The 10,193-nt window shown below is 43.9% G+C and carries 10 protein-coding genes and 2 pseudogenes; 7 read left to right on the forward strand and 5 right to left on the reverse strand.

Annotated features, from left to right (window positions below):
• From G462_RS24705 to G462_RS24615, 4 genes are all read left to right on the forward strand, one after another.
• A partial coding sequence (locus tag G462_RS24705; RefSeq protein WP_211234246.1) for a hypothetical protein occupies nucleotides 1–798 on the forward strand: 798 nt, incomplete at its 5' end.
• A gap of 16 nt (nucleotides 799–814) precedes the next feature.
• Nucleotides 815–1,108 (forward strand): hypothetical protein, encoded by a 294-nt coding sequence (locus G462_RS0119630; RefSeq protein WP_026960493.1) that lies wholly within the window; start codon nucleotides 815–817, stop codon nucleotides 1,106–1,108.
• 683 nt (nucleotides 1,109–1,791) lie between these two features.
• Nucleotides 1,792–2,166 carry a hypothetical protein gene (locus G462_RS0119640; RefSeq protein WP_157360277.1) on the forward strand — a complete coding sequence of 125 codons (375 nt, stop codon included), beginning with the start codon at nucleotides 1,792–1,794 and terminating at the stop codon, nucleotides 2,164–2,166.
• An 11-nt stretch (nucleotides 2,167–2,177) separates the two neighbouring features.
• On the forward strand, nucleotides 2,178–2,471 hold the full coding sequence (locus G462_RS24615; protein ID WP_157360276.1) for a hypothetical protein: 294 nt from the start codon (nucleotides 2,178–2,180) through the stop codon (nucleotides 2,469–2,471).
• A 299-nt stretch (nucleotides 2,472–2,770) separates the two neighbouring features.
• Here the strand turns inward: G462_RS24615 and G462_RS0119645 are convergent, their stop codons facing one another.
• Entirely contained in the window at nucleotides 2,771–3,145 is a 375-nt protein-coding gene (locus G462_RS0119645) for a hypothetical protein (protein ID WP_026960496.1), read from the reverse strand.
• Between the two features lie 182 nt (nucleotides 3,146–3,327).
• Nucleotides 3,328–3,573, reverse strand: a pseudogene (locus G462_RS25010) (IS481 family transposase); the annotation flags it as partial.
• Nucleotides 3,574–3,856: 283 nt separating this feature from the next.
• Here G462_RS25010 and G462_RS0119655 point away from each other — a divergent pair.
• Together G462_RS0119655 and G462_RS0119660 are read left to right on the forward strand one after the other, a co-directional pair.
• Nucleotides 3,857–5,386: a TnsD family Tn7-like transposition protein gene (locus tag G462_RS0119655; RefSeq protein WP_026960497.1), complete on the forward strand. Its 1,530-nt coding sequence runs from the start codon at nucleotides 3,857–3,859 to the stop codon at nucleotides 5,384–5,386.
• A complete protein-coding gene (locus G462_RS0119660) occupies nucleotides 5,367–6,950 on the forward strand; it encodes a Tn7-like element transposition protein TnsE (RefSeq protein ID WP_026960498.1) in 1,584 nt (527 codons plus the stop codon). Before G462_RS0119655 ends, G462_RS0119660 begins: the two co-directional genes overlap by 20 nt.
• Nucleotides 6,951–6,986: 36 nt before the next feature.
• Here G462_RS0119660 and G462_RS0119665 read toward each other — a convergent pair whose 3' ends face one another.
• Together G462_RS0119665 and G462_RS0119670 are read right to left on the reverse strand one after the other, a co-directional pair.
• Nucleotides 6,987–8,264, reverse strand: coding sequence for a three-Cys-motif partner protein TcmP (locus G462_RS0119665; RefSeq protein ID WP_026960499.1), 1,278 nt, complete (start codon nucleotides 8,262–8,264; stop codon nucleotides 6,987–6,989).
• A gap of 34 nt (nucleotides 8,265–8,298) precedes the next feature.
• Complete coding sequence (locus G462_RS0119670) at nucleotides 8,299–9,045, reverse strand: DUF5131 family protein (RefSeq protein ID WP_026960500.1); 747 nt, start codon at nucleotides 9,043–9,045, stop codon at nucleotides 8,299–8,301.
• Nucleotides 9,046–9,153: 108 nt separating this feature from the next.
• Here G462_RS0119670 and G462_RS0119675 point away from each other — a divergent pair, with 108 nt between their 5' ends.
• Entirely contained in the window at nucleotides 9,154–9,480 is a 327-nt protein-coding gene (locus G462_RS0119675) for a helix-turn-helix domain-containing protein (RefSeq protein WP_026960501.1), read from the forward strand.
• Here G462_RS0119675 and tcmP read toward each other — a convergent pair.
• Nucleotides 9,467–10,123, reverse strand: a pseudogene (gene tcmP, locus G462_RS0119680) (three-Cys-motif partner protein TcmP); the annotation flags it as partial. The gene G462_RS0119675 and the pseudogene tcmP overlap by 14 nt on opposite strands.
• Nucleotides 10,124–10,193: the final 70 nt, after the last annotated feature.

The raw sequence follows: 10,193 nt of genomic DNA on the forward strand, positions 1-10,193 counted from the left end.
GTGGGGCATGCACTCGGTGATACGGGGATATTGCATGAAACCTTTGGCAAATCGCCCTTTGGCCGCTCCTTTGTGCACGGCATGGCAGGGGGCAGCCTGAATGTGGTGAAAGGGGATAACTTTGGTACCGGCTTCTTAAGTAGTGCGTTCGCCAAAGGGCTTACCACAGGAGACAATGGTCTAGGCAAAGGCTGGGGGTTTGAAACCGCAGGCATTGATTTTGGGAATGTAGCGGTAGCGGCGCTGGCAGGCGGAGCATCCAGTCACTTCGCGGGCGGGACGTTCCGGGATGGGGCGCGAACTGGGGCATTGGCTAATTTGTTTAATGAGCAGGGGGACGAGGTTTCCGGCCTTTGGGGCAGAGCAAAAAGTGTAATTAGCGAGAATCGAGAGATGATTTTTTCGAGGGTTAATAATGCGGTAACGTTCTTTGGTGGAGTGGGTCAGATAGGTACAGGTGTAGGGCTGTGTTATGTATCTGGCGGAATCGCCTGTGCTGCTGGAGGGGCAATAGGGATGAGAGGGATAGACAACATGCAATCAGTCTTTACCGGACACAGTGGATTAGAAATGGGGCTTCAGCAAATGAATATGTCGAGTGACAATGCAAAAATGGCGGGAGACTTATTTGATGTTGGTACTTCTTTAACAGGCATATTTCGCAAAGTTCCAGCAAAAATTCCTTTTTGGTCTAGGGGGGCTCGAACAGATAGGAGCTTTCAGCATATGTCAAAAAGGGAGTGGTTTTTAGAGGGCGTTGACGCCAGCATTAAAGGTCAAGAGTATTATGACAAGTAGAGTACCTGGTTGATTTATGACTGATTTGGTTTTTCTTTGTTACGCTATAGTAGCTTTGCTTGTGAGTGCGCCTTATGAAGATGTAGCTAGTAAAAGCGGCCCTTTTTTCCCTCTTCTTCTTTGGGGATTATTTGTAAAAATGCTTTACGAGATGAGCTCAGGAAAGCCAATGGGCTTCGGTTCTGGAACGCTACACAAAGATCTAAATGGGCCAAGGTGGTTTATGCTACTGGTTGTCTTTGTATTTTCAGTTGTGGTGACCGTAGTAAACTGGGCTTTTTTAGTAATGCTATTTACAGACATTTTTTAGGAGCAAATGATCCTCAGCTAGTGGGCAGGGCGAGAGCGTGAATGATTGCTTTTTGATCTCATTCCCTGAGAAGTTTCCCGATAACACCTAATCAATTTGACTGCTCCTCGTCCTTTAGGTCGAGGAGCAGTCAATCAAGGTCTTCTCAAGGGTTAATACAGTTGGGGCTGTGATTGGCGTTGGTGCAGTTGGCTTTCAGGTAGGCGCTGTAATGTATTGCTCTGTGGATTGTTTAGAATGAAAAAGTTTTTAAAGATAATATATATCCTTTTGGCGCTTCATATTTTTTTGGTTTCTGTATTTTTGGTTTTTAGTGGGCTTAGTATTTGGAGTGGGCTTGGAATGATGGTTTTTTCCATTTATATAGGCAATTATGCTTTGACCAACAGTGCTACGCTTAGAAAAAGGAAGAAGTAGTGATCATGTCACTGCGTAGTGTTTTCTTGGTATAGGGAAGGTGCAATTAAGCCATTCAAATGTGTAAAGCAACCACTCGCAGCCATCTTCGATTACGTGCAAAGTCGCCTGCATTGGTCCGTCTTCGTATGAACTCTTGTTCTGGTATGAGCTTTTTGCCCAGTAGACAAAGTTCCGAAGAGCGATTGAATATGGGGAAATTGTTAATAAGCGTGATATCTACGGTGAGCCCATTTGCGAGGATTTACCCTCGCTAGGCGAATCTGTTGACGGGAGTTGATGGCTTAACGCAAGTTGCAGGGGGCTTTATGATGTGTAAAGTCTCCCTCGGGCTAGCATGCAAGGGCGGCATGATATTGATGGCTAGAGGTGTTGATAATATGCAAACAGCCTTTACCGGATCTAATTGGTTAGAGACAAACCTTCAAAAGGCTGGGATGTCAGAAGAAGGGGCTAAAGTCACGTCAACAGTAGTTGACATAGGTACCTCAGTCAGAGCTGCTACAGGAAAGATCATGGTTGGTAGTGGGAAGCTAGTTCTTCCTGATAGAAAGTTCCATCATATGAGCAAAGCTGATTGGGCAATTGAAGCAGGTGGCCTTACAAATTCAATTGGCGGGATTATTATTGATGATCACTAGAGGTTTTAGTTTTGAACTACATTGTTAAGTTTTTTTCTTTAGCGTTTTTTCTAACGATTTACCATATTTTACTCTCTCAGTTTTACAACTTGGATGATGATTTGATGGGGGTGGTTATTTGCTTAGGTGTTGTGTCTATGTATTTAGTTGAGATGGCTTTGGGTTTGCCTGTTGGAATGGGTGCGCTTTCTCTGGGGCGAGAACATAAAGCCGAAAGAATTTTCCTTCTTGTATCTTTAATAGTATGTACTATTTGTGCTTTAGTTTGGCAATGGCCAGTGCTATCTAATCCAGTCTTCTCCTGATGAAAATAATTTGCTCGAGGGTGGATATTAGGAGGGGTTTATGAAATCTTGCCATTTTGGCGAATTTTAGTATTGTCTTGGTTTTCACAGCTAACTGCTATTAATCCGTGCGAAGGTTATCTTCCTCAAATAACCATGAACTTGGATGAAATAAAAGTTATTTGATTGGAGTGTTGAGATATAGTCTATAGTTGTGATAACTGCTCCAGTCCTGTTATTTAGGTTTGCGAATGGAGCGGCTCAGATTGAAATATGTGAGAAAGGCTTGCTACTTAGAAAGCCTGCTTTTACCTGGCGATTTATTTGTTCTTTGATATTAATTTACTGATGATCAAGACCATGCCTCCATTTATTAGAATAAGAAGTAGTGTTCTCCAAAGTCCAACGGGGGCTAATCTTGATAAGTATGGAACTGCTGAAACCCCATGTAAAAAAGCAAGGGGAGGGAATATGAAAAGAGTATATCCAGCCCATTTTTTTTCAAAGTAAACTCCGATAAGTGATGCTATCGGAGCCAGCAAAAAGATCCCTCCCAAAATGGCGGTTAGTAAATATATAACTTTGAACTCGCTAAAACCTAACGCGTACCATCCATATAAATATATACCAGGCCACATGATAGCTGAGAGTGTTTGGGTGAGTGAAACTACAAAAAGTGTGATTTTAATGTTCATACATTTGTTTCAGAGATGCTGATGATACAGGTTATCCAGAACACTGTATTATACCATACTAGGGTGGGAGCTTGAATGGTTACTTTATACTAACGAGTGGTATTCGGAAGGCTGGTCGGTTCACATGTACTAGCTCAGACCTGAGCTGACAGTTACCCGTTTTTGATGCGGTGCTTGTCAGTTTAGATTTGAGCTAAATTCTTCTCAGCCAAAACTGTTTTTCATCAAGTAACATTGACAGTATTGTTCTGTCACAATAGGCTATTCCTGACGAGTTCGCCCATTGTTGTAATAAGCCATCCGTTCGTCTAGATATTCTGTAGTTATTCTAAGCTTCCCTACAGCTTTTTGCGGATGGTCACTTGGTAGAACTCGTTAAGAATGGTCTTGTGGAATCGTTCGCAAATTCTGTTCGTTTGAGGTGGCATAGTTTGACCAACCGCGGCTTTACCGGCCACGAGCTCGTTGCTGAAGTGGGGCCTTATTCATATGAATGCCCGGATATACGATCCCTACTTGGGGATATTCTTAAGTCCGAAACTCATTATGCCTCTGGAGCTACACTCTCAGTAACTGCGATTGCTGCGTAGTAGAAATGACGGTTATTGCTTATTGTTGTGCTGATCATCACAGCTGATGGTTCCGAGAGCGGTTGGCTGAATAGAGCTATACTTTTTGAGAAACTGAGTGCTTGAATACAGGCGGTAACACATGCTTGGTTTCCCGGTTCCCTATCCCGATGAGCTGCTTTATAGCGTGATTGCCAGAGCTGGAAGCTATGAGGGGATTACCTCACCTAAGGAGTTGATTGAAGAGGTGTTTGCAAATCGCACTGCGATTGCCTCAATTGACTTGCCGAGCCATTTGATCGAGCTATCAACGCACTACCCTGACTCTCTCGGTTTAGATGCCGAGAAGTTGGCTTATCGACATACCTTGTTTCCGCTCTGTGGTGCGTTTGTTCCCGAGTCACGCAGGACGCGAATACTTAAGCATTTAGCTGGCCGCTCCCAAGGTGCTGCACATATGCTTTGTGGAGTCGCGTCATCCAAAGTTAAGGCTATCCAAAAGCTTCGCTATTGCCCGCTGTGTGTAGCCAAGCAGTTTGAGCTTTATGGTGAGGGGTACTGGAAACGCAGTTGGCAGATAGCGGGAGTAAGCGCCTGTTCAGAGCACGGTGAGCTTATCCAAGCCAAGCTTCCCGTCAGGCTAGAGCATCGGCACCAGTGCTACATGGTAACTCCTGATACCTGTCCTTTGGTTGCTCAATCTCCAGCAAATTGGCAGAGCCTGGTTGTGTCTAAGCATGCTAAAGATTTGCTAAACAGCCGAACTTCTCCATCACCAGAGTTTGCCCAATGGACCAAACACTATTGGCAACTAGCAAGAGACTTTGGTGCGACTAAGGGAAAGCACATCAACCATGCGCTGATCCGAGAATGCATCAGTGAGTACTGGAGTGATGCCTGGTTAGCATCGGTGGGCCTTAGTATCGCCGATGGTCAATTTGAGTGGCTGAAGTCTATGTTCAGGAAGCATCGCAAAGCATTCAGCTATTTGCAGCACATCGCCGTGATGCAAGCTTTGCATGGCAATAAGCTACAGATAATACCGGTGATTAATGGTGTGGGTAGGCTGCGTGTTGTGCCCAAGCAGCCTCTGCGTTCTACAGCTAATAACCAAGATAGAGCCTTGCTGAGGTTTTACCGCCGGCGCTGGCTAAGGCAAGTTATTGAACTCGGTACCAAGGTTGCTCGGCTTCAAGGTTCAGGCGCCGAGTATGCGTGGTTGTATCGTAACGACCGTTCATGGCTAAAGCGCTGCAATCGTCGCTTTCGGGTTCGCTTTGCTCAGGTAAATAACCGTGTGCAATGGGGAGTGCGCGACAAGTCTGTTGTGCGCTACCTTATCCGGTTACGCAATGAAAAAGAGCTCCAGCTGACCGCGCCTCGGTGGACAAAGAATCGCTATTTAACGCAAACCCGTTATCCCGCCACCATCGAAAAGAACATGCATAAGCTGCCTCTTACCCAACGATTCTTGAGTATGTACAGCGAAACTGTTTCCGAATATCAGATCCGAAGAATTGCGGTTGCCATTAGTGAGTTAATTGTGGATAGTGGAAAAGTGAAGCGATGGAAAGTGCTTAAAAATTCAGGGCTTAGCAGGGAGAGGATCACAGAACAAGCTAGTGCGATTCTGGATTGGTCAATAAAGCAGTATGGACAAGGTAAGCTTTGACAAGTTTGATGATGATGTAAAGATTCAGGGTGTTGGCGGTCTGTTTCGCCCAGTACATGGCAGCACCTGGTTCGTAAACCTAAACCTTTCTCCAAAACAAGATAAGCCTTTTGTGCGGCTATCCAATGCGCCGCTACTGGTAAGGCAACGAACGCTTAACCCCACTAGCTCAGAGCTGCCTGCTGGGCTCACTAAGCTAGTCGCTATACCTCATACCTATACGTGGGATACCTGCAGGGTAAAAGATTGCCCCGGCTACAAGTTTCATCGACCCAAAGATAAAGACCAGTATTGTTTCCGCATTCGATCGGCGGATGGCTTTGATATCTACCTTCCCCACTTCGAGCTGGCGAGGGCTATGTTTTTCCACGATAGCTACTTATCGAGAGCTGCACTTGAGCATGATGTGCTGAACATTGAGTTTGATATTCAACGCGATGCTATTGCTAACAAAGCGGAAGTTTTTGTGCTGGAGCACTCGGGTTATCGTGTTGAGCTGTTAAACAACCCGGAGTGCAGGCGTTTTTTAAGCTGGGTGCTACTCGATCCTCATGTCCGCGCTTCTTTCGAGAGTATTTCAAGCTACGAGATAACTGACGGTGTAGATACAAACCGTTATCGAACGTGGGATTTTAAGTTCGACCCACCACCCCTCAGCGGTGCAGAGCTGACCTTGCAGGGCTGGATAGACTCAGATACTCGCAGCATGCTGGTGTGGGAAGTTGCTGGCATACGCAACTTGGCTGCCGTTTTACCTGCAGAAGTGAGTTTTTACCACCCAAAACTAAAAACGTATCAAGAGGGTGAAGGTGGCCAGCGTTCTGGAAAGCACTATGGTGGAGGCTTCAATATTGTTGATGAAGGTGGGGCCAATGATGAACTTGGCTCCAGTCTAATCAGAACGTCAGCGACGCAAATCGAGTTTGTTAAGCCGATCCTCACGAAAAAAGTCGCGAACAAAGTGTCAAAAGGCGGCAAAGGAGAAGGTGAAGGCGAATACGTTGAAGAAGCTAAAGACGTTAGCACCAACGAACCGACTATTGCCGGAGACCTTCCTACCGGTGTGTTCAACAACCTCGAAGATGTATCTGACGATAGCCACCTCTATCTCGGCAAGTTCGCCGCGTTTATCGAGATGGTTGAATGCCTAAAGCGTAGTCATGGATGTGTAGCGTCAAAACCATTGATTACCAAGTTACCGAAAGTGCCGAGGTGCAAGAAACATCTGCTTCAGAACGACAGTAACCCTCGATGCATAGCAATCGTCAGGGTTCAGTTAAACGGTAAATCGTATCTGCTAATGGAAGTCGACACCTCGGATGCCGCCAAGCCCTTATCCACCAAGCTGATAGAAGATAATGGGCAAGGCTTCACTCAAGAGCAACTGGACAAGTTGATGGAGCTCGTACTGAAGGGGTCATTACGATGGCCTAGCAAGTACTTAGATAAGGTATTTGGAAAACACAGCCATCAGTCGATACCTCATCCAAAGTCCTCTCTGCAGGGGGCTTTGTTGAAGGAAGATATCGAGCGATGGGCTGAAAGAGTTGAAGGAAGAACGTAAGTAGTCTTGTGCGAGTAGAGATAAAAGCAGTTAAAGTTAAAACATAAAGGTTAGGTTTCTTTCTAGGACGATTTTGTCGTCGAGACGCAGTGATTTTCTCGATCTTCTTTGCTCACCATTCTTTCCTATGATTTTTATTCCCTTTTGACACAAATGAGAATATATCGCGTCGAGATACTGCTCGTAATGTGCAGGAGATCCGTTACATGTGCTGGAAATAAGCTCAAAGATTTCGAGAGGTTCATCACTGAAGTATTCTGTAACTCCCTCAAGTAAAGCGTCCCTCGTTCTTGATTCTGCGCTTTCATCAAACAAGAAGTCAAACTGCAATTGGTTCTCTAGATGCGACAAGTTTGCATCAAAGCCAAATAGCATCTTTAGCCCTGGTCCTCCATAGTGGGCGAATGAGTTCTGAAAACTCCAGTGGATCTTAACCATTTCATCTCGTGCTTTTGGGTGGTTAGAAAGATGAACTAACCAGTAGGACCTATTACTAACATCGGATCTAATGAAAAAAGGCGTGAAAAACCTAGCTTTGCTTTTTTTCCAGACAAAATCATAGAGACTTTGCTCAATCAGAGCTCTGGTCTGTTTAGAGTCTACCTGCTTGAGTTCCTTTAGGTCGTTGATTGCTTCGAGTGAAAGAACCTCGTGCAATCCAGCCTTCTTTATACCTTTTAAGTAGCTAGGAGAGTCTGATAGATAGTTTATTATTGAGTCTGTGGAAAAAGTAAGAATTGCTTCAGAATTCTTTCCTGAGGTGCCAAAAATGTAACGGAGATAGGGGATAGGAACATCAGTGTAACCGTACTGATCTAGAAGATAAATAGCCCTTTGATCTCCTCGGCCATGCGTTAGTATACTGTTGATGACTGGATCTATAGCGTCCGTGAAGGATTTGTTTATTATATGAATGTTTTCACTGTTAATATCTATTCCTGCGCTACATAGCGAGTCTTTTAGGCACTGATAGACAGGCTTCTTTTTTTCAATGAAGTAAAACTGAGCATTAACACTAAGTTTGGTTTTTGTCCTTGAGGTAGTGTTTATTTCTGCTTCAACTTCCCTGATGGTATTGTGAAGAAGAATCGGCGACCCGTAGACTTCCCTTTTGTGTTTGGGGCTATAGTATCTTCCACCCCCAGAAAATCCATCCACAATATGCAAGTTGAGGTTAGGTATCGAAGGGTTTATCGTCAACACCTTAACATATTGCTTAAGGTACTGAACGATTACACTATGTTTGACTTCACTATGTTCTGCAATTTCAGGTAATGAACCTGAATCGACCCATTCATACTCTGTTTTCGCCATCCGCTAGAGAAAACCACGTTACTTGTGTGTATATCTAATATACCCTGAATTCTATGGGCATTGCATCCCAAGTTTGACCTTTGAGAAGTCGACCATTCTCCTTTTTCGAGCGTTTCTTGCCATCGGCACCCCATCCCCCCCATTGTTTGAAAAAGAAGGCTACATTTTGTTGCTCGCAGGACTCTTGAACTCCTTCTGCCCATTCTGGCTTCATTTCTCGAGATTTTGGGCCTGATTCTCCTCCGACGATAACCCAATGAATTCCAGATAGATCAATATCCCCTAATTCTTCTAATAGCGGCTCTACAGATAAGAAGCGGATTTGAGCATCAATCTTCCTTAGCTCATCTATTCGTGGCAATCCTTGCTTCCTATTTTCGACAGTTACACCAATCCAAGCGTTAGTTGGTGCACTTCTTTCCTGAAAGTAGCTTGCCATCCTAGCTGCTCTCTTGGTCAAAATCTGATAAACATGTTGTGGTGTTGCTTCAATGGTATTGAAAACTTTATCAATAAATGAGAATGGAACATCTTCATGGAACAAGTCACTCATGCTATTAACAAAGTACTTTGTTGGTTTTTTTCGCTTTAGAGGTTGTTCTAACCTTGATGGCTGTAGTGTTAACTTGAATCCGTTCTCATAACCTGGAGTCCTCATTGACTTCAGTCTATTCGCCATAGCTTCTGCATAGCAATGCTTGCAGCCTGCAGTTATTTTGTCGCAGCCTGTCACTGGATTCCAAGTCTGCTCAGTCCACTCAATCTTGCTCTGGGTTGACATGTCATACGCTCCTTGAACTCACTTTACTCATTTTAATTCAATGTGTTTGCAGAACACTTGAAAAGCTAATAATATTCACAAGTTATATTATATATGAATGATGAATAAATGCACCTAAAATCAGCGTTATCCGAGAAAGTCTGTGAGTTTCTTAAGGAGAACAAACTAACCCAAGTAGAGGCAGCTAAAGAGCTAGGTGTTAGTCAATCTACTATCAGTAGAGTTAGGCAAAAAAACTGGAAAACTCGCGGTAGGCAGGTGGAAAAGCTAATTAAAATTTTTGATTTGGATTATTACTTAAAACCTGATCCTGCTAAATCTAAGGTATTGATGAGTGCTCTATCTGACGTATGGGATGGGAGCGATGCTCATGCAAAAGCACTATCAAAAGCGCTACGTTCTTTAGTCGATTTAGCAAAAACTACTCGGCAGTGATTCTGAATAATATTTGTGGGGGATACGTTCCTGCTCTTCTTTTCTTCCCAGGAGGTAGTTGACCAATAGTTAGAAATCCTTTTTCCTCTAATGGTTTTAGTCCATGCTTTTTAACTTGCGATGAATGATAATCAGTCTCATCTGAGGCCACGAAGTCTTGGACTGTCTTGCTTGTTATCCATTGCCCTGTTGAAAATCTTTCCTGAATACAGTTTTGTAATGAGGTAAAATCGTGCATATCTTGTGACATTAGTAGATCTTTGTCCTTCCCTCCTTTGAACTTAAAGTCTCCTTCAGGAACGACTTTCCAAATGGAAGCCTTCATGCTATCCGAACCCTTTATATGCTTCGTTGCAAAGAAGATGGTATACACATGACGATTACCCTTATATAGCTCGAAATGAACTACCTGTTCAGCGCCTGACTCCTTGAGCTTCTTCTTGTAAAGTTTGTTTAGGAACGACTTTTTTTCTTCTTTGTTATCAATTTCGCACATTTCCTTCCAGTCCTGACACCCAAATAATGAGTCTAAGTGAGGTTCAAACTCAGGACTATTTTTAAACCTGTTTATAAACTCGTACATCAGCGATATGTACAGCTCACATTTGCTGTTTTCCAGTAGCTTTTTCATTACAACAAGAGGTGTATCAGTGTAGTGGTCAAGTTAAATTGGCCACGGTTTTGTATTCAAGCCAGTACCTTCGCTCTGACTC

Origin of the sequence: Aliagarivorans taiwanensis DSM 22990 (genome assembly GCF_000429505.1) — a bacterium.
In the GTDB taxonomy this organism is placed as follows: Bacteria; Pseudomonadota; Gammaproteobacteria; order Enterobacterales; family Celerinatantimonadaceae; genus Aliagarivorans; species Aliagarivorans taiwanensis.